At 61.0% G+C, this 18,914-nt stretch carries 20 protein-coding genes, 1 pseudogene and 1 riboswitch; of the genes and pseudogenes, 11 read left to right on the top strand and 10 right to left on the bottom strand.

The window, feature by feature from the left end; all coding sequences use genetic code 11:
• Positions 1 to 152: 152 nt before the first annotated feature.
• The 3 genes from RHIZ70P_RS21220 (at position 153) to RHIZ70P_RS21210 (ending at position 1,469) form a co-directional block, all read left to right on the top strand.
• The gene (locus RHIZ70P_RS21220) at positions 153 to 602 is read left to right on the top strand and encodes an EF-hand domain-containing protein (protein ID WP_115672520.1); all 450 of its coding nucleotides are present in this window, start codon (positions 153 to 155) and stop codon (positions 600 to 602) included.
• Positions 603 to 819: 217 nt separating this feature from the next.
• Positions 820 to 1,038, top strand: a complete 219-nt coding sequence (locus RHIZ70P_RS21215) for an SHOCT domain-containing protein (RefSeq protein ID WP_235842305.1) — start codon at positions 820 to 822, stop codon at positions 1,036 to 1,038.
• Between the two features lie 77 nt (positions 1,039 to 1,115).
• Positions 1,116 to 1,469 (top strand): DsrE/DsrF/TusD sulfur relay family protein, encoded by a 354-nt coding sequence (locus RHIZ70P_RS21210; RefSeq protein WP_115672519.1) that lies wholly within the window; start codon positions 1,116 to 1,118, stop codon positions 1,467 to 1,469.
• 568 nt (positions 1,470 to 2,037) lie between these two features.
• Here the strand turns inward: RHIZ70P_RS21210 and RHIZ70P_RS21200 are convergent.
• Positions 2,038 to 2,640: a hypothetical protein gene (locus tag RHIZ70P_RS21200; RefSeq protein ID WP_115672517.1), complete on the bottom strand. Its 603-nt coding sequence runs from the start codon at positions 2,638 to 2,640 to the stop codon at positions 2,038 to 2,040.
• 319 nt (positions 2,641 to 2,959) lie between these two features.
• Here RHIZ70P_RS21200 and RHIZ70P_RS21195 point away from each other — a divergent pair, with 319 nt between their 5' ends.
• Together RHIZ70P_RS21195 and RHIZ70P_RS21190 are read left to right on the top strand one after the other, a co-directional pair.
• A complete protein-coding gene (locus RHIZ70P_RS21195; protein WP_115672516.1) occupies positions 2,960 to 4,303 on the top strand; it encodes a sensor histidine kinase in 1,344 nt (447 codons plus the stop codon).
• 2 nt (positions 4,304 to 4,305) lie between these two features.
• Positions 4,306 to 4,944, top strand: coding sequence for a response regulator (locus tag RHIZ70P_RS21190; RefSeq protein ID WP_115672514.1), 639 nt, complete (start codon positions 4,306 to 4,308; stop codon positions 4,942 to 4,944).
• A 3-nt stretch (positions 4,945 to 4,947) separates the two neighbouring features.
• Here the strand turns inward: RHIZ70P_RS21190 and RHIZ70P_RS22860 are convergent, their stop codons facing one another.
• On the bottom strand, positions 4,948 to 5,424 hold the full coding sequence (locus RHIZ70P_RS22860; protein WP_147294040.1) for a hypothetical protein: 477 nt from the start codon (positions 5,422 to 5,424) through the stop codon (positions 4,948 to 4,950).
• Between the two features lie 250 nt (positions 5,425 to 5,674).
• On the opposite strand from RHIZ70P_RS22860, the gene RHIZ70P_RS22855 reads away from it, so the two are divergent.
• Positions 5,675 to 5,896: a hypothetical protein gene (locus RHIZ70P_RS22855; protein ID WP_235842308.1), complete on the top strand. Its 222-nt coding sequence runs from the start codon at positions 5,675 to 5,677 to the stop codon at positions 5,894 to 5,896.
• A gap of 129 nt (positions 5,897 to 6,025) precedes the next feature.
• Entirely contained in the window at positions 6,026 to 6,334 is a 309-nt protein-coding gene (locus tag RHIZ70P_RS21180) for a hypothetical protein (RefSeq protein ID WP_115672510.1), read from the top strand.
• On the opposite strand, the gene RHIZ70P_RS21175 is transcribed toward RHIZ70P_RS21180, so the two are convergent.
• From RHIZ70P_RS21175 to RHIZ70P_RS21150, 6 genes are all read right to left on the bottom strand, one after another.
• Positions 6,331 to 6,948, bottom strand: a complete 618-nt coding sequence (locus RHIZ70P_RS21175; RefSeq protein ID WP_115672508.1) for a thiamine phosphate synthase — start codon at positions 6,946 to 6,948, stop codon at positions 6,331 to 6,333. The genes RHIZ70P_RS21180 and RHIZ70P_RS21175 overlap by 4 nt on opposite strands.
• Positions 6,945 to 7,718, bottom strand: a complete 774-nt coding sequence (locus RHIZ70P_RS21170) for a thiazole synthase (RefSeq protein ID WP_115672506.1) — start codon at positions 7,716 to 7,718, stop codon at positions 6,945 to 6,947. The genes RHIZ70P_RS21175 and RHIZ70P_RS21170 overlap by 4 nt, the downstream gene beginning before the upstream one ends.
• A gap of 1 nt (position 7,719) precedes the next feature.
• Complete coding sequence (gene thiS, locus RHIZ70P_RS21165) at positions 7,720 to 7,917, bottom strand: sulfur carrier protein ThiS (protein WP_115672504.1); 198 nt, start codon at positions 7,915 to 7,917, stop codon at positions 7,720 to 7,722.
• Positions 7,914 to 8,909, bottom strand: coding sequence for a glycine oxidase ThiO (thiO, locus tag RHIZ70P_RS21160; RefSeq protein WP_115672502.1), 996 nt, complete (start codon positions 8,907 to 8,909; stop codon positions 7,914 to 7,916). Before thiO ends, thiS begins: the two co-directional genes overlap by 4 nt.
• A 1-nt stretch (position 8,910) precedes the next feature.
• A complete protein-coding gene (gene thiC, locus RHIZ70P_RS21155) occupies positions 8,911 to 10,743 on the bottom strand; it encodes a phosphomethylpyrimidine synthase ThiC (protein WP_115672500.1) in 1,833 nt (610 codons plus the stop codon).
• An 88-nt stretch (positions 10,744 to 10,831) separates the two neighbouring features.
• A riboswitch (TPP riboswitch) is annotated at positions 10,832 to 10,943 on the bottom strand.
• Positions 10,944 to 11,140: 197 nt separating this feature from the next.
• A complete protein-coding gene (locus tag RHIZ70P_RS21150; RefSeq protein WP_235842304.1) occupies positions 11,141 to 11,596 on the bottom strand; it encodes a helix-turn-helix domain-containing protein in 456 nt (151 codons plus the stop codon).
• Between the two features lie 842 nt (positions 11,597 to 12,438).
• On the opposite strand from RHIZ70P_RS21150, the gene RHIZ70P_RS21140 reads away from it, so the two are divergent.
• The gene (locus tag RHIZ70P_RS21140; protein ID WP_115672497.1) at positions 12,439 to 15,537 is read left to right on the top strand and encodes an HsdM family class I SAM-dependent methyltransferase; all 3,099 of its coding nucleotides are present in this window, start codon (positions 12,439 to 12,441) and stop codon (positions 15,535 to 15,537) included.
• The gene (locus RHIZ70P_RS21135; RefSeq protein WP_115672496.1) at positions 15,537 to 16,220 is read left to right on the top strand and encodes a hypothetical protein; all 684 of its coding nucleotides are present in this window, start codon (positions 15,537 to 15,539) and stop codon (positions 16,218 to 16,220) included. The genes RHIZ70P_RS21140 and RHIZ70P_RS21135 overlap by 1 nt, the downstream gene beginning before the upstream one ends.
• 26 nt (positions 16,221 to 16,246) lie before the next feature.
• Here RHIZ70P_RS21135 and RHIZ70P_RS21130 read toward each other — a convergent pair whose 3' ends face one another.
• Positions 16,247 to 17,380 carry an RHE_PE00001 family protein gene (locus RHIZ70P_RS21130; protein WP_181904095.1) on the bottom strand — a complete coding sequence of 378 codons (1,134 nt, stop codon included), beginning with the start codon at positions 17,378 to 17,380 and terminating at the stop codon, positions 16,247 to 16,249.
• Between the two features lie 178 nt (positions 17,381 to 17,558).
• On the opposite strand from RHIZ70P_RS21130, the gene RHIZ70P_RS21125 reads away from it, so the two are divergent.
• Together RHIZ70P_RS21125 and RHIZ70P_RS21120 are read left to right on the top strand one after the other, a co-directional pair.
• Positions 17,559 to 17,852: a type II toxin-antitoxin system Phd/YefM family antitoxin gene (locus tag RHIZ70P_RS21125; RefSeq protein ID WP_115672494.1), complete on the top strand. Its 294-nt coding sequence runs from the start codon at positions 17,559 to 17,561 to the stop codon at positions 17,850 to 17,852.
• A complete protein-coding gene (locus tag RHIZ70P_RS21120; protein ID WP_115672493.1) occupies positions 17,849 to 18,226 on the top strand; it encodes a type II toxin-antitoxin system VapC family toxin in 378 nt (125 codons plus the stop codon). The genes RHIZ70P_RS21125 and RHIZ70P_RS21120 overlap by 4 nt, the downstream gene beginning before the upstream one ends.
• Positions 18,227 to 18,419: 193 nt before the next feature.
• On the opposite strand, the pseudogene RHIZ70P_RS21110 reads toward RHIZ70P_RS21120, so the two are convergent.
• Positions 18,420 to 18,752, bottom strand: a pseudogene (locus RHIZ70P_RS21110) (Tn3 family transposase); the annotation flags it as partial.
• Between the last annotated feature and the right edge of the window lie 162 nt (positions 18,753 to 18,914).

Genomic DNA, 18,914 nt, shown 5'->3' with positions numbered 1-18,914 from the left:
ACTGCTGGCCTGTTTTTACTCCGCCGTTGACATTTGACCTAGACTACAGTTCAAATCGCGATTGTGACTTGCTGGTTTTTGCGTATCGAAGCCGCAGCCGCTAGCGGGCTGGAACGGGCTCCGCAGAGCCCTCTAGAGGCAAGGAGATTCCCATGACGTTGACCGTACTATCACGTACGACCGCGCTCGCCGCCATCATCGCTATCGGCGCGACGACCGGTGCTGCCGCGCAAACAACCGCGGCCGATCCGCACCACCCCGAGACCACGCTCACACAGGCGGCGCCACCGGCCCAGCCCGGGGACACGGCTGGACAAGGCCAAAATGCGCAGCCCGGCCAACCGGGCATGATGCCTCCCGGAATGATGGGCCAGGGTATGATGGGCAACATGATGCAGCCGGGCATGACGGGTGGCATGCCAATGATGCGCATGCGCGGGCTCATGATGAAGATCATGTTCGCCATTGCCGACACGGACAGCGACGGCGGGCTCTCCTTCGAGGAGATCACGACGATCCAAAAGCGGATCTTCGACAAGATCGACGCAGACAAGGACGGCAAGGTGATGCCTGAGGAGGTTCAGACCTTCATGCGGGAGTAGCCACGAGGCAGGCACGGGGCGAGCTTCGCGGCCGCGCCGCCAATCCAATGCTGATCCATGATGGAGATCGCCAATGCAAAAGGTTGTGGTTCCGATGTTCGTCGCTGCGGGCGCGGTCCTCGCGCCAAGCGCTCTATGGGCTCAGGTACCTTTAGACGCCGAACGATACCCTTGGGGCCCTCATATGATGTGGGGGTGGAGTGGAGGCTGGTGGGCCATGATTTTCGGGCCGCTGTTCATGATCCTTTTTCTCGCAGTGCTGATCGCAGCTGTGGTCTTTCTTGCCCGCTGGGTCGGCGGCCCGTGGCAGACAACAGTGCCGTCGCATCATACGCCACCGGGCCGCACCGCGCTCGACATTCTCAAGGAGCGCTTTGCGCGCGGCGAGATCGACAAGGACGAGTTTGAGGAACGACGCCGCATACTCGGCGAATAGCCGGATTCGGTCGAGGGATACGAGGCGACGAAAGTCGCTCTCTGTCCGAAGCTCGGATGCACGAAGAAAGAACATCGATGCAAATCCTGCTGATCTTGAACGATCCGCCATACGGCACGGGACGTTGCTACAACGGCTTGCGCCTTGCCCTCGCTCTCACCAAGAGCGAGCCGGCGACCGTCGTTCGGGTGTTCTTCATGGCCGATGCGGTCGTGGCAGCGAAGGCCGGTCAAAGGACGCCCGACGGCTACTACAACGTCGAGCGCATGCTAAAGGGAGTGATTGCCGGCAAGGGAGAGGTCCTGCTGTGCGGCACCTGTATGGATGCGCGCGGCCTGACCGAAGCCGACATCGTGGCCGGCGCGTGGCGCAGTACCATTAACGAACTCGCGGCCGCCACAGTTGCCGCCGACAAAGTGCTGGTGTTCTAATCCAATGACCCCGATCTATCTCGGCTACAACGCCAGTACGCCGATCGATCCGGCGGCGGCAGCGGCGATGCGCCCGTTCCCCGAGGAAGCCTTTGGCAATTCGTCCAGCGGCCATTAGGCAAGCATTGTAAATCAGCAGCGAAGGTTGACCCCCGTCTAAAGGCAACGAGTGCATGACTTTGCAGCCTGGGTGGGGTCATGATTGGCGCCGATGGTGAATCCACTGGATCTCAATTTTGTTTATGTAACTCAATCCCTTACTCAGCAGAGTTAAGAGGTCAACCTTCGCTGCTGATTACAATGCTTGTCCTGCTGGACGAACCAGCCATGGCAGCATAACTTAAACCAAACGGCATCCGGCAAACACGGTCCGGTTCAGTCCAAGGCACTCTGCGTAGAGAGGGTCGGCCTGCCAGCTCAGGGAAGCAATAGTCTGCAGCGAAAACCGATCCACCCTTCTGACATTAACCATTCTAGCACAACAAGGTCCCTCGCCCACATCGACTTCGCCCGCTGCTCCGCGTAAAAAGCTGCGGCAACCGCAAGCTGTCGGTTGCCGCTTTGGCTGCTACTCAGCCGCGTCCAGGTCGCTTTCGTCGGAGGCAAGCGATTCGCGGATTTGATCGATCTTTCCGACCTCAGTACCCACGCCGAGGATGGATTTGGCCTCATCGAGCGTCGCATCCGTCACAATCCCGTCCTTCGTAAAGCCGGCAAGCGCTTCGCGCAGGGCTTCATCACTCAGTTCGGGATCGGTCGGGATTGCGTCTACACCATTTGCCGCCTCGAACTCCGCATAGGCCTGCGCATAGGCGGAAACCGCCGTCATGCGCGGATCGTTCGAGTTGAGATAGGCGTGATAGTTGCGGTTGAGAGACCGCAACCCGGGTGTTTTCGCCGCGTCTTCGGTGATGGACACCTTAGAGGAGCGCTGCGCCTTTTGCGAGGAATTGCCACGCTCTCCCGTATTACCGGACGAGGACTTGCCGCTTCCGCCGCCATTGCCATTGCCATTGCTGCCGCCATTGCCATTGCCGCCGCCGCCGTTGCCGCCCCCATTCTCGCCCTTTGCAAAGGCAAGGGTAGTAAACCCCGTCACGCCGGCAGCCACAGGTGCCACTGCCAGGCTCAGCGCAAGAACACTCCGCACAATGCTGTTATTGATAGCCATTGGGTATCTCCTCGAGTTCATCACATAGTTCGGCCCACCAAGAACCGGCGAACCAGTCAGACGAAACTAGTCGCCGCCATACCCTCCTGGTACCGTCCCCCGTCCAATTCCACCTTGGCTCGGACCTAGGTCTGAGACTCTCCCCATTCAAAGGTCTGGAAGACCCGATACCACGGGCGCATAAGAGGGAAGGGTCTTGCCAGTCGGACATCGCTCCCCTAACCTTAACAATCATCTTGCCGCATTTTTCGGCAATCGATTCGAGCACCCGGTGCGCATTAGCAATCTCATCTCTCGTTGGAATTCCCAGTCGCTTGCCATGCAGTTCATGAGCATGGGTGGCGCAGTCTCGGTATGCGCCATGGCGCTGATCGGCGCCTTCGTTTCGAACCGGGTCGAGCTTACCGTCACGAGCAATGCGGCGGCGACCACAGCGCTCTATGTCGACAGCGTAATTGCACCGCTTCTTCCGGACATGCAGAGCAATGAAGCGCTGGACGATACGACAGCACGCGCCCTGGATGAGACTCTCGGGCAGGGCGCACTTGGCGACCGCCTTCTTCTGTTCCGCCTCTGGCGGTCGGATGGAACGGTCTTGTATGCAAACAATCCGACCGCCAGAGGTGGAACCAAGCGGGCCATTGACGATATGCTGAAGACAGCCTTTTCCGGCAAAATGGTTGCGCGGTTCGTGGTCACGGGTGAGGAAAGCGAGGGGATCAAGCCCGCCGTGCCTATCCTGAAGATCTATAATCCGGTTCTACAGCCGTGGTCAGGAGAGGTCGTGGCCGTTTCCGAATTCTACGAAGCGGCGGGTGAATTCCAGCAGAGCCTTCTTCGGACGAGGTTGCACACCTGGTTCGCCGTTGCCGCCTTTACCTTTGTCTTCTTCGTTCTGCTGTCGGCGATCGTTCTTCGCGGAAGCAGGACAATCGAGCGCCAGCGTCATGCCTTGAAGCAACGCGTTGAGGAGCTTTCAGAGTCGCTTTCGCAGAACACAGCCTTGCGGGACCGCGTGCAGCGCGCCACACAGCGCGCGACGACGCTCAATGAGGGGTACCTTCGTCGGATCGGGGCAGACCTGCATGATGGCCCTGCTCAGCTTCTTGCCTATGCTGCCCTGCGCCTCGACAGCGAGGCCCTGCGAAGATCGACCGCGCTCGATGATGTGAGCAAGAATGAAATTGTCGCGATCAAGGCCAGCCTTGATGAGGCCATGCAGGAAATCCGGACAATGTGCAGCGGACTCGTCCTGCCGCGGATCGAAGGGGCGAGCCTCCCAGAGATTTTACAGGAAGCCATCCGCACTCATCGCATGCGGACTGGCACGTCGGTCAACCTGTCGGTCTCGGCACCGCCTGAGCACCTTCCCCCTGCCGCCAGGATCTGCATCTATCGCTTCGTCCAGGAGGGGCTTAACAATGCCTACCGCCACGCTGGTGGCATCGGGCAGGCTGTCTCCCAACGCACCGAGGGCGGCCTCGTGATCGTCGAGGTTGCCGACCGCGGTTCCGGCTTCGACTTAAACCAGGTCCGTCCGACCAGTCTCGGCCTTGCGGGCTTGCGCGAACGGGTGGAAAGTCTCGGCGGAACATTCGATATTGCCTCGTCCGAGACCGGCACTGTCCTGCGCATGACGACGAGCATTGAGGAAACGAAGTAGCGATGAACACGATTATACGGGTCGCGGTCGTGGACGACCATCCACTCTTCCGAGAGGGGGTGACACGGAGCCTGTCGGAGATCGATGGTTTCGAGATCGTCGCTGAAGGCAGTTGCGGCGACGATGCCGTCCACATAGCCAGCACGCTGCAGCCAGACGTCCTGTTGATGGACATATCCATGCCCGGCGGCGGCCTCCGGGCAATCCCGGCCGTTCTGGATGTTGCACCCTCGCAGCGGATCGTCATGCTCACCGTTTCGGAAACAAGCGAGGATGTCACCACGGCGCTGGCCCGCGGTGCGGTGGGCTACGTGCTGAAAGGAGTTGGGGCACTTACGCTAGCCGACGCTATCCGTACGGTCGCAGCGGGAGAAGGCTATGTCGCACCGACCTTGTCAGCGAGGTTGATTTCTGCACACAGCGAGATGCCCGGCAAGTCGGCGCTCGTCGCGAGCCTGACGCCGCGCGAAAGGGAGGTTCTGGAACTGGTCGCTGTCGGCATGAGCAACAAGCATGTAGCCATCGCGCTAAGTTTGCAGGAGAAGACTGTCAAGCACCACATGACACAAATCCTCACCAAGCTCGGCGTAACCAACCGGACGGAAGCGGCGTTGGCACTGCGCGATGCACGTCAAACCTAAAGACTACTGGAGAAGTGCTTCGATCCGTCGTCGATCCAGTTTAGTTGCCTGCCGGTTCACGATTGTTCGGCCGCGTGCGTCCTTCATGATATACCGTCCATCCACGACAGCTTCCGTGATGCCGCGCTTGTGACGGACGCCGATGTCAGGGAGCGAGGGATCGACCATGTCAGCGGCTTGCGCCTTTCCAACTGTTCCCTGGGCTTGACCGGCCTTGTCGGTAGATCGGGATTCACTTCGGCTTCCATTACCTCCGTTGTTGCCACCTCCGTTTCCTCGACCATTGCCTCCGCCATTCCCCCCCCCGTTCTTGGCGCTCGCCTCGGCCGGCGCCAAGGCAATGCCGAAGGAGGAAAAATCGAGGGCGATGGGAGCGGCAACGGCGGCAAAACCAACTGCCAGTCGGAAAAGAGCGACAACAGATATTCGAGGCATGATCACGCGCGTATCCTTCGACGGAAGATATTCAGGATTCCACATCTGTCGATCCTAGCTTTTCCCTAAAGACCGTTTTTATACGAGTGATCATCCCATGTCGTGTGCAACGCCGCTCGTAGGACGTTTCCTCACTGTCGCCTGCACATTGGTCTGGTTATCGCCCCGGACTTAGGTCTGGTCAACGGCCCCACGGATGGCTTGGCTAGGCACCAAACAGCGGCCTGATCATCCAGTGGGCATGTGCTAGGTGCCGTTCAACTCAACCCTGCCGCTCGCCGCCACACGCATTGGGATTTCGAAAGCAACGGACCGTCTCTGGCGCTTCGGAATCGAAGGATCGACGTGGTTGAGCAGGCCGATGTGTTATCTTCCGGCAAAGGATGATCCCGACATCGACCGCGATGCCGTAGGCGAGAACCTGCAGGACCCTCGCAAGAAGACGCTGAGCGATGCGATGAAGACCGGGGATCGACCGGCCACAGGCCAAAGCCGGCCGGTCAAGGCGCCGAACTGAGCTTCGCTTGCGCGTGGTGCTATCCCGCACCGCGTTCCCACCGGCGGGGGCGGATATGGCTCCTGCCAATGGCCCCCCTGAACTGCGCGGATAATAGGCCCCGGACACCATCACCAAGGAGATACTTGAATGAGCGACGCCAAGACGACGAATGATCACCAAAGAATCAAGGCCTGGGTTGAGAAGCGCAAGGGACGGCCTGCCAAGGTAGATGCTGCCGGCGGTGGCAGCGGGATTCTCCGCACCGACTTCGGCGAGCCGGAAAAAGGCTTGAGCGAGATTGAGTGGGACGAATTCTTCGCGATCTTCGAAAAATCGAAGCTATCCTTTCTCTACCAGAACGAAACATCCGGCGGAAAGACTAGCCGTTTCAACAAATTCATCTCCAGGCAGGACCAGCGGCTGCCTGCTCGTTGGATCACAACGCCGCCGCCTTAAGCGGGATCGCCGCGCCGCTTAGCCGTTTTCTCGATCCATTGTCGAGTCCTGTCCTCCGGGCTGGGGTTCAAGGATATGTCCGTGACGACAGCCGCGCTGTCGGCGCCATGTGAGAAAACGCCGTCAAGCCGGTCTACGGTGAGGCCGCCGATCGCGACCAACGGCAGCGTGCCGACCCTATGTCGCCAGTCGGAAAGCTTGTTTAGGCCTTGGGGCGCCCACTTCATCTGCTTGAGAATGGTCGGGTAGACCGGGCCAAGCGCAATATAGTCGGGGCTCGCCGCCAAGGCGGTCTGCAGTTCGGCCTCATCATGGGTCGAAAGGCCGAGTTTCAGACCGGCCGCCCGGATGGCGCCCAGATCCGCTTCCGCGAGGTCTTCCTGGCCAAGATGGACGAAGTCGCAGCCTTCCTCGATGGCGATGCGCCAGTAGTCGTTGACGATCATCTGGCAGCCCGCCCCCGCGCAGACGGTGCGGGCACGGCGGATCTCGTCGCGGAGCGCCCCTTCCGGCATGTCCTTGATGCGCAGCTGCACGAGCTTGACTCCGAGGGGCACGACGCGCTCGATCCATGCGGCGCTGTCGACAATCAGGTAGAACGGATCGAGCCTCATGCGAAGACTCCCTTGCCGATGACGGGCGTCGAAGGAACGGCCATGTCGCGCGGCGCAAGAAGCCCGGCGTGGAATCCCTTGCGCCCGGCGGTAATGGCTGCGGCGAAGGCTTCGGCCATCGCCGGGGGATCGCCGGCGCCGGCGACCGCGGTATTGAGGAGGACGGCGTCGAAACCGAGCTCCATGACCGCGGCGGCATGGGATGGGCGACCGATCCCGGCATCGACGATCAGCGGGATATCGGGGAATTCCGCCCGCATTGCACGGAGTCCCGAGACGTTCTGCGGCCCGGCGGCGGTGCCGATCGGCGCGCACCACGGCATCAGGACCTTGCAGCCGGCGGCAAGCAGTCTTTCGCCCGCCACCAGGTCGTCCGTCGTGTAGGGGAAGACCTCGAAGCCCTCACCGGAGAGGATACGGGCCGCCTCGACCAGCTGGAACAGGTCCGGCTGCAGGGTGTCGTGGTGGCCGATCAGTTCGAGCTTGATCCAGTTGGTGCCGAAGAGATCGCGGGCCATCTTCGCCGTCAGCACGGCCTCCGAGACACTGTGGCAGCCGGCGGTGTTGGGCAGCACCCGGACGCCGAGCCCGCGGACGAGTTCGAAGAAGGCGCCGCCCGCCCTGCCGCCGGCGGTCTCCCGCCTCAAGGAGACGGAAACGATCGCGGTGCCGGAGCGGCGTGCGGCTTCGGCGAGGATCGCGGGAGACGGATAGCGTGCGGTGCCGAGGAGGAGGCGGGAGGAGACCTGCGTTCCGTAGAGTTCCAGCATCTCAGCCTCCCTGCATCGGCGAGAGGACCTCGATCCGGTCGCCGTCGGAGAGCCGGCAGGCGGGACGATCCTCACGGTGGACAAGCTCGCCGTTGACGGCGGTCGCCAGCCATTCGCCCTCGTATTCGAGGACGGTGAGGAGGTCGGCAAGTGTCACAGCGGCGCTTTCGATGGTTTCGCCGTTCACGATATAGGTCATTGCAGCGCTCCCTGTGTGTAGAGCTGATCATGCTCGCCGGCGCAGATCCTGTCCGCCAGTTGCCGCGCCATCGCAGGGGCGAGCAGGAAGCCGTGGCGATGCATGCCGGCGATCGAGAAGCCGTCCTCCCGCTCGAGGACGCGCGGCAGGTTGTCGGCGAAGGCGGGGCGGACGCCGACGCCCGTCTCCACGAGCCGGGCCTCGCCGAAGGCCGGATGCACCGCATAAGCGGCATTCAGGAACTCCATCGCAGAGCGCGCCGTGATCGGGCCGTCGTCGTCCGTCTCGATCATCGTCGCCCCAACCATGAAGCGATGGTCCTCGCGCGGCACGATGTAGAGCGGGTGGCGGGGATGGAGCAGCCGGACGGGCCTCGAAAGGGTGATCTCGGCGGTTTCGAGGAAAAGCATCTCGCCGCGCACGCCGCGAAGGCCGGGCGTGGAGCCGATCGCCGCCGCGCCGGTACATTCGACGACCGCCGAGAAGGCCGTGTCCGCTGGCGGTTCGGTGCTGCCGAGGTGGAAACGTACGCCCTTTTCGACCAGTGTCTCATAGAGCCCGGCCATCGCCTTGCGCGGGTCGAGATGGGCTTCTTCGGGGAAGAACAGCGCGCGGTCGAAGCGGCCGGCGAGATCCGGTTCGAGCTCGCCGATCGTGTTTCCGCCGACCCATTCGTAGCCCCGCGTGCGCGAGGCGAAACGGTCGAGCTCGACGCTGTCACGGCCGGCGGCGATGACCAGCGTTCCCTTGCGGGATACTTCGCCGGGGACGGCCTCCGCCCACCAGTCGGCAGAGTGAAGCCCGAGGGTCAGGACCGCTTCCTCGGCCGCCTCGCGTTCGCAGTAGGGTGCGAGCATGCCGCCGGCATAGGTGGAGGCACCCGTGCCGACTGTCTCGGCCGCATCCATCACCTCGACGGCGATGCCGCGGCGGGAAAGTTCGAAGGCGGCGGCGAGGCCGGCAACGCCGGCCCCCTTGATCAGAACCGTCATCTCACTCTCCCGGCAGCGCTTCGGCCGCGCCCGCGACCGGCATGTAGAGATCGCCGCCCTGACGGTATTTCGCCGCCATGGCCTCCAGCCCCTCCTTCTGCGCCTCGGCCCTCAGATCATGGGAGATGCGCATGGAGCAGAATTTCGGCCCGCACATCGAACAGAAATGCGCCACCTTGTGCGCTTCCTTCGGCAGCGTCTCGTCGTGCATGGAGCGTGCGGTGTCGGGATCAAGTGAGAGGTTGAACTGGTCTTCCCAGCGGAACTCGAAGCGGGCCCGCGACAGGGCGTCGTCACGCAGTTGCGCGGCCGGATGGCCCTTGGCGAGGTCGGCGGCATGGGCGGCAATCTTGTAGGTGATGACGCCGGTCTTCACGTCGTTGCGGTCGGGAAGGCCCAGATGCTCCTTCGGCGTCACGTAGCAGAGCATGGCAGTACCGAACCAGCCGATCATCGCCGCGCCGATGCCTGAAGTGATGTGATCGTAGCCGGGCGCAATGTCGGTGGTCAGCGGCCCGAGCGTATAGAAGGGCGCCTCGCCGCAGACCTTCAGCTGCTTGTCCATGTTCTCCTTGATCTTGTGCATGGGAACATGGCCGGGGCCTTCGATCATCACCTGGCAATCCTTCGCCCAGGCGATCTGCGTGAGTTCACCGAGCGTTTCCAGCTCGGCGAACTGCGCGGCGTCGTTGGCATCGGCGATCGAGCCAGGGCGCAGGCCGTCGCCGAGCGAAAAGGAGACGTCGTAAGCGCGGGCTATGTCGCAGATCTCCTCGAAATGCTCGTAGAGAAAGCTCTCCTTGTGATGATGCAGACACCACTTCGCCATGATCGAACCGCCGCGGCTGACGATGCCGGTGACGCGGTTGACGGTGAGCGGGATGTAATGGAGCCGCACGCCGGCATGGATGGTGAAATAGTCGACGCCCTGTTCGGCCTGTTCGATCAGCGTGTCGCGATAGATCTCCCAGCTGAGGTCCTCGGCGATACCGCCGACCTTTTCCAGCGCCTGGTAGAGCGGCACGGTGCCGATCGGCACGGGGGCGTTGCGGATGATCCAGTCGCGGATATTGTGGATGTTGCGGCCGGTCGAGAGGTCCATGACGGTATCGGCGCCCCAGCGGATGGCCCAGACCATCTTGTCGACCTCTTCTTCCATCGACGAGGTGACGGCCGAATTGCCGATATTGGCGTTGATCTTGACCAGGAAATTGCGGCCGATGATCATCGGCTCCAGTTCCGGATGGTTGATATTGGCGGGGATGATCGCCCGGCCGGCGGCGATTTCCTGACGGACGAATTCCGGCACCACATGGTCCGGAATATGGGCACCGAAGCTCTCGCCATCACGGGCGAGCGCTTCCTTCGCCGCCTTGCGGCCGAGGTTCTCGCGGATAGCGACGAACTCCATCTCCGGCGTGATGATGCCGGCGCGCGCATAGGCAAGCTGCGTCACCACCATGCCATTGTTCGCTCGTCGGGGCGTGTTGCGGACCGGAAATTCCGGCACCAGCCGCTCGCCGGAGGCAAAGCCGTTATCTGCGGGCTGCACATACCGGCCATCATAGACCTCGACATCGCCGCGGGCGGCGATCCAATCGGCGCGCAGACGCGGCAATCCCCCCTCGATGCTGACTATCTGGGTCGGATCGGAATACGGACCCGAAGGGTCGTAGACGATCACCGGCGGTTCGCCCGACGTCGGATGGAGGGTGATTTCGCGCATCGGGACGCGGATATCCGGGTGGGTGTTTCCGGGGATGTGGATTTTACGCGAGGCGGGAAAAGGCCCCGTGGTTACGCTTGGTTTTGCTTTGATGGCGGCGGTGTTCATTGTGAGGCTCCAAGTGTGTTGGAGACCCAGTTCCACGCCGGAATGATGAGAAAAACGCCGATGCGACTCCATCGCGGGAATCGCAGTCGTTGCAGCGCTCGCACCGTCCCTACGCCAGTATGAACTGGATCAGGTTCAACGGGTCACTGCGCGCGATAGCAGTATCTCAGCCCCTTGCCGGGACCCCCCTGGTGAATGGAAAAAAGGTTAGAGCAAGCTCTGGCGGACTGTCAAGCTGGGAGACTTCGTGAACTGAACCGGATTGACTGGAGTTCATCGCCCGTCAGGTGAGCGACAGAGTGACCTTGGCCGAAGGCAAAACTGGGAGCGCGCAGGGTGCGGTCTCTCGGTGCAAAGCGGTGCCCGTGACAGCGCTTGTGCGGAGCGCCCTCAGCATTCATAGTGCGGCGTGCATGTCGCGGAAGAGGCGCGATTTTATGCCGAAGCGACGCTCGAATGCCTCCGTAAGACGCGCGGGCGGGAAGAGGCCCACCTGCGCCGCGACCGATTTCAGCGACAGTCCGCGCGTGAGAAGCATGCGGGCGGTGTCGAGCCGGGCGGTCTCGACGAAGCGCGCCGGCGTCTCGCCGGTCGCCGCAACGAACCTGCGATGGAAGGAGCGTTCGCTGAGGCACGCGCGAGCGGCGAGCGAGGGTACGTCCAGGGGCGCGTCGAGGTTTGAGTGTATCCAGCCGATCAGTTCGGCAAACGGGCTGTCTCCCTTTACCTGCGCGTTGAGCACCGGGCTGAACTGCGACTGGTGGCCGGGGCGTCGGGCATAGAGCACCAGTCGTTTGGCGACATCGCCGGCAATCGCTGCGTCGAGATCGCGCGCGACCATCGCCAGCGCCATGTCGATGCCGGTCGTTACTCCGGCCGATGTTCAGAGCCTGCCGTCGACGACATAGAGCGAGTTCGGATCGACCGTGACCCCGGGAAAGGCCCTTGCCAAGGGCTATCGCCGAATGAGCTCGTTCCTCATACGAACCTTCGACCCCACGCTGCCGAATTTCCAAGGCTCTGAAAAAAATACGAAAATGCGCAACCGTGTACACTTACCATATGGATTTCTGGTCTGGCATTCCACTTCCCACGGCCGCATCTGCAGCGCTGGATCTTGAGCCAGTGTTCTAACGCAGTGTTTCCGATCGGAACAAAACAAATACAGATACGGGGTCTACACCGCATTGATGTGGGTAGCTTTCCGAGCTAAGAAGAGCGCATGCGTTACACTCAAAGCCAAATTCGCGAACTTCTGTCCATTTCAGTGGACGCTTTTCGTACGTGGAGGGATGCCATCCCCGCATTGGCTGCGCATAAGGGGCACGCCCCAAATTTCACGCCAGGGGACGTCGTCGCGACGGCGATCGTAGCCGAACTGGTCAGAGATTTCGGCATCCGCGTCGGCACTGTTGGTCATCGATTTGATCAACTGTTCAGAGAGTGTCACGGCAAGTCTTGGCTCTCTCTGGAAACTTGCGTTGCCCTGATGGAAGCCGATAGCATCCGTCTCGTTAAGGCTGGCACGCCGGTACGTACTTCGCCTGATGCCTCCACCCTCTGCGTTCCTTGTGGGCCCATCGTGTCACGCTTGCGGTCGGCGCTTACGGCTACCGATGCCGATCTTGCTCAAGGCCATCTGAAATTTCCTCCCACTGCGATTGGCTCGCAAACTGAACGACGTGGAAGACGAGCATGACCGCCACTTTGGCATCCATGTTGGCGCCGGAATGGAAAGACCGCTTAGGGCTTACACATCGGCGGTCACCTGAACTCTACGAGTCGGCCGAGGCCGTCAGCGATGTGCCCCATGCGCCGGCCATCCGGGCCGCCCTCACCGAAATGGGCGTATCGGCGATCTTTTGCGTCCAAGGCGTTCCCACAGTAGCGATTCTGGAAACCGATCAATATGATCGTGCAGCAATAATCGACCTTCACGGCGCGCTGTGGAATCAGGGCCTGGCAAGCCTTCTGCTGGTCATTGCCGAGGATACGCTCAGGGCGTTTTCGCTCGCCCGCACTCCGCTTAGCGATCCAGGTGACGCGTTTGAGGCCCGCTGCCTCATCGACAGCCTCAGTCTGACGACCGAAGCCCTGAAATTTCAGAATCTCATCCACGGTGCCGAATCGGGACGTCTCTGGAAGGACTACGGCGAGTATTTCCCCCCAAAAGAACGCATCGATCAGGTTCTGCTCGACAATCTGAATGCATCTCATGACCTCCTGCAGAAGGCGGCACTCGCCTCCGATGCGGCGCAAGCCTTGCTCATACAGGCAATGTTTATTGCCTATCTTGAAGACCGGGAGATCGTAACCCCTGCCTATTTTGCCGCCGTCTCTGACAAGAGTGCCGAAAGTTTCTCGGCGCTGCTCGATACGGGCGACGTCGATCTTTTCAGGTCCTTCTTCCGAACGTTGCATGCGGATTTCAACGGCGACTTGTTCGTTGCGCCTTGCTCTTTCGAGCCCATGGGAGAGGTACCAGAAGTCACGCCCGCCCATCTGGCGATCCTGGCACGGTTCCGATCAGGCCGCGAAGAAATGGCGCATTCAGGCCAGCAGCGGTTCTGGGGCTATGACTTCCGCTATATCCCGATCGAGCTGGTCAGCGCCGTCTACGATCGCTTCTTGGGTGAGCGCGAGGCTGAACGCCGCGCGAATGGTGCCTACTACACGCCCATGTTCCTCGCCGACACCATCGTGTCCCAAGCCTGGGAGATGTTGCCGGAAGCGACACGGACCACCGGAAACTTCCTCGACCCCGCCTGCGGTTCAGGCGTTTTCCTCGTCCGCTCGTTCCAGCGGCTTTGTGAGCACTGGCGCGCCAAGCACAAGACGCAGACGATTTCCTGGAAGGCGCTGCTGTCCTTATTGAGTCAAATCCATGGCTGGGATCTGAACGGCGGCGCCGTTCGGGTCGCTGTGTTCTCGCTTTACGTCGCCCTCCTCGAGGAGGTGTCGCCACGCGACATCCGTAAACTCATCACCCGGGGAAAACTTCTCCCAGAACTCTGGGGCAAAACACTCGTCTGCCGCGACTTTTTCGAAGTGTCGCCAGACAGTGCTCGGTACGAGGTCATAATCGGCAATCCGCCATGGACCAGTCGGCGCGGTCCGGCACGTTCGTCCGTGCAGTGGAGCAAGAAGGTAGGGCATCCGATGCCCGGTGGCGAGGACGCGTGGGCATTCAGCTGGAAAGCACTATCGCATCTCGCCGACGGCGGACTGATCGCGTTCCTATTGCCGGCGATGGGATTTTTGCACAACCACGCCCAAAACACGGTTGAAGCCCGCGATGCGTTCTTCCGGAAATCTCAGGTCCGCCGAATCATCAACTTCGCGGATATTCGATTTCAGCTTTTCGAAAAGGCCCATCGCCCTGCTGCTCTGATCATCTACGGCAGCCCGAATCCAGATAGTTTCCCGTATCGCTTCGATTACTGGGCGCCAAAGGCCGACCTTAATCTGCGCATCAAACGCGTCATCACGCTGAGCAGCGCCGACAAGACCGCGCTGGGGGTGGGTGCCGTTCTGGATAATCCGCTCATCTTCAAGCAACGCCTTTGGATGCGGGAGCCAGACGCCAAGCTCTTCGGCTACCTCGCGAGGCTACCCAAACTAGGAGCATTCGTCGCCGATTACGGCAGCCTGAGCCGTCGCCGAGAAGATCCGGGTGATCGATGGGTGATTGGGCAAGGGTATCAGCCTTTCAATGAAGACAGCGAAAGCGACGCCCCGCCGCTCGCCAGCGAGTACGTTGGCCGACTGCCCGACCTGCCGATTGCAGCGTATTCACGCTTGGCTCAGGTGGCCGAAGGCTTGCAGCCGGCGGCGTCATCGACGGTTCGTCGGCGCGGATTTGAGGCCGGGTTTGATGGCTCTCGCGTCCTTATCCCAAGGGGGGTCGAGACGTCGCAAAACCGACTTCGGGCTGCTTATTGCGATCAGCCGCTGACCTTCCAGCATATCTTCCAAGCGATCGTTGTGCCGGACGGCCAGAGCGACCGTGCGAAGGTCCTCACAGCGATACTCAATAGTCGCGTTGCGGTATGGTACGCCTTTCATGGCACCGCTTCGTTCGGTTCGGATCGACCCGAGGTTCAACAAGCCGACCTGCTGCGCTTGCCCTTTCCATCGCCCGACGATGTTCCCGATCGAGGCGCTGCCGCTCAAGCCGCCCTTGAGCTGATTGCAATTGTGGACGAAGCACGCGAACGCTCCAACGAACCCTCATCAATGCAGCTCGACGACGGCGAGATCCTCCGGGCAATCGATCGACTTGCCTACCAGTATTTTTGCCTGTCACCTGATGAAATCGCGCTGATCAACGATACCGTCGATGCAATCCTGCCTGCACTTCAGCCCCATGAGGGCCACTACCCGAAACTGTGGGGCGCGCCGGACGAAGAGCAACGGGCGCAATACGCCCACACATTGGCAGCCAGCCTCGCAGACTGGTTCAAAGGCAAGAAGATCCATGCGCGACTCGTCGCTCGTGGCGCTGACCTGGCGATACTCCGCTTGCACCTAGGCGGCCACGAGGGCTATGCCGAGGATGCGGCCGGCGGGCTCAGCGACGTGCTCAAGCGACTTGCAGCCCATATCCACAGGCCCCTCGACGGCAATTTCCAGCTCATGCCGGACATGCGCGTCTTTGTCGGTGATTGCCTTTACCTCATCAAGCCGATGCAAATGCGCTTCTGGCTACGCTCCACCGCGCTCGCCGATGCCGATGGAATAGCGCTCGACCTCCAGCAAGCTGCTTCCCTGCAGCGGCAGCGGGGCACGAACTGATGCTGATCGGAGATATGCAAGGATGGGTCGACAACTTCGTTTCGTTTGATGATCGCTTCCTGGAGAGAATCGCGGCGGTGTGGCCCGCCTGTATGGCGGTTCTCCCCGAACAGCCCGGCGAAGATGACATCACCATCAACATCGTTGATCGCCTCGCCAAGGACCTAGTGGTGCGTCGGCTGTGCCACTGGGTAGAATATCAGTTCGAGCCGTTCGGTCTTGCTGCGGACGGGTCAAAGTACAGCAAGGGCATCATAGACATCGCCGTGCTCTTCGACTGGGAGCGGGAGCGATACCTAGGCTATGAGTGCAAGCGGCTGAACGTCATCAACGGCGGAAGCCGCAGTTCCCTGGCTACTGTGTATGTCACTCAGGGCATGATGCGTTTTCTCACCGAGCAGTACGCCGAGCAACTGCCAGTGGGATGCATGCTCGGTTACGTGCTCGACGGCGACGTGCCGTTCGCTCGCTCGCGGATTGCTGACGCCATTGGGGATCACGTTCCTCTCGCACTCGCGGAGGGACCTTCACCACTTGCCGCAATCGAAACAATTGAGCGGTTCCGCACAACGCATATTCGCTCAGCCGGATCACAGATCGAACTTCGCCACGCACTATTCTCGAAGCCACCAGCGCCGACGCAGGACGATATCGAGCCCGATCCAACTATCTACAACGACTGACGGCGGCATTTCACTGACAAACGCCATCATAGGATCCCCCATGCCCGAAACCTCCCCCGCCCCGTCATTTCTCTCAAGCCCAGCTCCAAAACGATCCGCCGCGCCGCCTGAGGCGTGACCTCGAGCGTCTTGGCCACCATCCCGGCCGACACGAGCGGTTTTGCCATGACGAGCTCGATCAGCTCCGGCAATTTCGAAGACGTTCGTCTTCCCGCCAGCTTGCGTTCCATCATCTGCCGGGCAAGTGCTAGCCGGTCATGTTCTTTCATGCCGATCTCAGCGGCTGCCAGCAACCCCTGGGCGATGGCGAGCAGCCGCGTTTCGCGATCGCGATGCCGGCGCCGATCGACGGGAATGGTTTTGAGGCCGAGATTGATGGTGGCGAGATGGGCACCTGTGGTGATGCCGGCCTGGCGCAGGATCGAAGCGGCCAGCAGCCGACCGAGCCAAGGCGCGTGCTGAAGCACGGAAAGCTCGTTCCAGGCATCGAGGGCGACAGTCGCCTGTAGCATCGCCGGCAAGTTTTCGGCCTGGCGCAACACTGCACGCCATTCGTCCAGCCGCGCGTCTTCGTCCCAGTCGAGATCGTAGATCATCGGATCTTTGTCTTGTCCGCCTCCGCGGCCGGGCCGGGTTGCGTTCTCGATCGCGGCCTCCGATCGGGCAAGTACCGCATCGATGGCGGCATAGTCGACGCCAGGTAGACTCTCCGCGTCATCACCATGCTCCCCCTCCGGATCGATGGCGACCGCAGGCCGAATGACGCCGCCCGGATGCACCGCCTCAGCGCCGGCCGGATTGATGTCCGACGTCTGTCGCAAAGTTCGGATACCCTCTGCCGACAACACCCAATCTGGTGCGTGCGATACAATGCGCCGGCGGGTGCGCAGCACGTCGCGGGCGATTGTTAGCTCGTGGGTTGGTGTGCGAATATCGCGGGTGTGATCGTGGAGGACGAGGTCTTCCAGGTGGACGAGTTCGCCGTCGATCCACAGCGAGGCGCAGGCATCGGTGAACTGGGAGCGTTCGAGGAAGCCCGCGCCGACCGGCGAACGGGCGATGCGCTCGTCCAGACGGGTGAGCGCGATACCGGCGTCGAAAGCCGGCCGCATCAGGGCTGTCATGCTGATTTTCACGAGATCATAAGCCATTGAAATCATGGTAAATGATTTGTTAAAGGAACTCTATATGAATGTTGCGGTTCCTCACATGGTATGATTACCGGTTTGCCATCTAACCTCCGATAAGTAGTGCTTATCGGAAGTGATATGTACACGGTGCTTGTACATCATTTAAAACGGTGATACGGTACGCCTGCAACAAATTTCGGAGGCCACTATGCCCCAGACGAGCTACAACATCAGCGAAGCCCGCAAGAATTTCGCGGAGGTCCTCGAACGCGCCAACCGGGGTGAGGAAATCATCATCATGCGCGGAAGCGATATCTATGCCCGCATCGGTCCGGCCGATCTGGGTGGGAAACGACCATTTGGGCTGTTGCGGCAACGTGGCCTTCCCGACGATCTGTTCGATGATCACGACGCCGAACAGGCCGCCATCGACGCCGGCGACTGGAACGATGACGTTGGCGTCTGGCAAGGTAAGCCGGCAGATCAAGAGACCAGCTCGTGAAAATTCTGCTCGACAGCCATGCCATCTACTGGTGGACCATCGGCAGCGAGCGCCTTTCATCGAGAGCGCGATCGCTGATTGAGGACAAGGCCAACACCATCATGGTCAGCGCCGTGTCATTCTACGAACTGGACAACAAGATGCGCTTGAAGAAGCTCGACCTGAAGCCCCAGGAATTACGGGCCGCGGTCACTGCCAGCGGGCTGCAAACGATAGCCATCAGCGATCTCCACGCAGAGCTTGCCGCCGCTTTCGACTGGGAACACCGCGATCCCTGGGACCGGATACTGGCGGCCCAGGCACGGCTGGAGCATTGCGCATTTATCTCGACAGACGTGGTGTTCGACGCGATTCTCCATGAACGGATTTGGTGAGAGGCTTCAGCGTTGAAGATACTGGTGGAGATTGCCGAGGCCGCAGACCGACTTGAGGAGTTGATCGACCTTGCCCTGCGTGAGGATGAAGTGGTCATCTGCCGAAAAGGCGATCCCATTGCTGTCATTTTGCCCATCCCCAATAGGGGACGGGGTCTGAGTAGCAACGGAACAGAAAACCTACATAAGGATTTTACGGTTCCTCATCCGGATCGGCGGTTTTCGGATCGCGTAGCGGTCTGAGTTCGCCTCGGGCCACGAATTCTGGGAGTGTGAAGGCGTATCGGCCGAGCATATTGACGTGACGGAAGCCGAGCGGCGAGAGGCGCGCGACATCCTCCGGCTTGACGTCGTGGCCTTCGGTGACGAGCTGGTTGAGGGCTGCATCCGTATAGATCGTGTTCCAGAGCACAACAAGATTGACGACCAGCCCGAGCGCTCCGAGTTGGTCTTCCTGACCTTCACGATAACGCTGACGCAATTCTCCGCGTTTTCCATGGAAGATGACGCGGGCGAGCTGGTGCTGCTTCGAGCGTGATGTACGTGGCTGTCGTGGCCGAGTGGGTCGGTGCTGAACGGCCCTGCGGAACCTTGCGGCACCTTTACATTTTGACTTGCGGTCACGCAGTTCTGTCAGGTTTGTGGGCAAAAATCACGGCGGCATTCCCACTCTAGGCTGCACACAGGG

The organism is Paenirhizobium selenitireducens ATCC BAA-1503 (genome assembly GCF_900492185.1).
Taxonomy (GTDB): domain Bacteria; phylum Pseudomonadota; class Alphaproteobacteria; order Rhizobiales; family Rhizobiaceae; genus Allorhizobium; species Allorhizobium selenitireducens_A.
This window is presented reverse-complemented; position numbering and strand designations above follow the sequence as displayed.

Coding starts and splice junctions, on each gene's coding strand:
- RHIZ70P_RS21220 (WP_115672520.1), top strand. CDS start 153: ATGACGTTGACCGTACTATCACGTACGACCGCGCTCGCCGCCATCATC.
- RHIZ70P_RS21215 (WP_235842305.1), top strand. CDS start 820: ATGATTTTCGGGCCGCTGTTCATGATCCTTTTTCTCGCAGTGCTGATC.
- RHIZ70P_RS21210 (WP_115672519.1), top strand. CDS start 1,116: ATGCAAATCCTGCTGATCTTGAACGATCCGCCATACGGCACGGGACGT.
- RHIZ70P_RS21200 (WP_115672517.1), bottom strand. CDS start 2,640: ATGGCTATCAATAACAGCATTGTGCGGAGTGTTCTTGCGCTGAGCCTG.
- RHIZ70P_RS21195 (WP_115672516.1), top strand. CDS start 2,960: ATGCAGTTCATGAGCATGGGTGGCGCAGTCTCGGTATGCGCCATGGCG.
- RHIZ70P_RS21190 (WP_115672514.1), top strand. CDS start 4,306: ATGAACACGATTATACGGGTCGCGGTCGTGGACGACCATCCACTCTTC.
- RHIZ70P_RS22860 (WP_147294040.1), bottom strand. CDS start 5,424: ATGTGGAATCCTGAATATCTTCCGTCGAAGGATACGCGCGTGATCATG.
- RHIZ70P_RS21180 (WP_115672510.1), top strand. CDS start 6,026: ATGAGCGACGCCAAGACGACGAATGATCACCAAAGAATCAAGGCCTGG.
- RHIZ70P_RS21175 (WP_115672508.1), bottom strand. CDS start 6,948: ATGAGGCTCGATCCGTTCTACCTGATTGTCGACAGCGCCGCATGGATC.
- RHIZ70P_RS21170 (WP_115672506.1), bottom strand. CDS start 7,718: ATGCTGGAACTCTACGGAACGCAGGTCTCCTCCCGCCTCCTCCTCGGC.
- thiS (WP_115672504.1), bottom strand. CDS start 7,917: ATGACCTATATCGTGAACGGCGAAACCATCGAAAGCGCCGCTGTGACA.
- thiO (WP_115672502.1), bottom strand. CDS start 8,909: ATGACGGTTCTGATCAAGGGGGCCGGCGTTGCCGGCCTCGCCGCCGCC.
- thiC (WP_115672500.1), bottom strand. CDS start 10,743: ATGAACACCGCCGCCATCAAAGCAAAACCAAGCGTAACCACGGGGCCT.
- RHIZ70P_RS21150 (WP_235842304.1), bottom strand. CDS start 11,596: ATGGCGCTGGCGATGGTCGCGCGCGATCTCGACGCAGCGATTGCCGGC.
- RHIZ70P_RS21140 (WP_115672497.1), top strand. CDS start 12,439: ATGACCGCCACTTTGGCATCCATGTTGGCGCCGGAATGGAAAGACCGC.
- RHIZ70P_RS21135 (WP_115672496.1), top strand. CDS start 15,537: ATGCTGATCGGAGATATGCAAGGATGGGTCGACAACTTCGTTTCGTTT.
- RHIZ70P_RS21130 (WP_181904095.1), bottom strand. CDS start 17,380: ATGATTTCAATGGCTTATGATCTCGTGAAAATCAGCATGACAGCCCTG.
- RHIZ70P_RS21125 (WP_115672494.1), top strand. CDS start 17,559: ATGCCCCAGACGAGCTACAACATCAGCGAAGCCCGCAAGAATTTCGCG.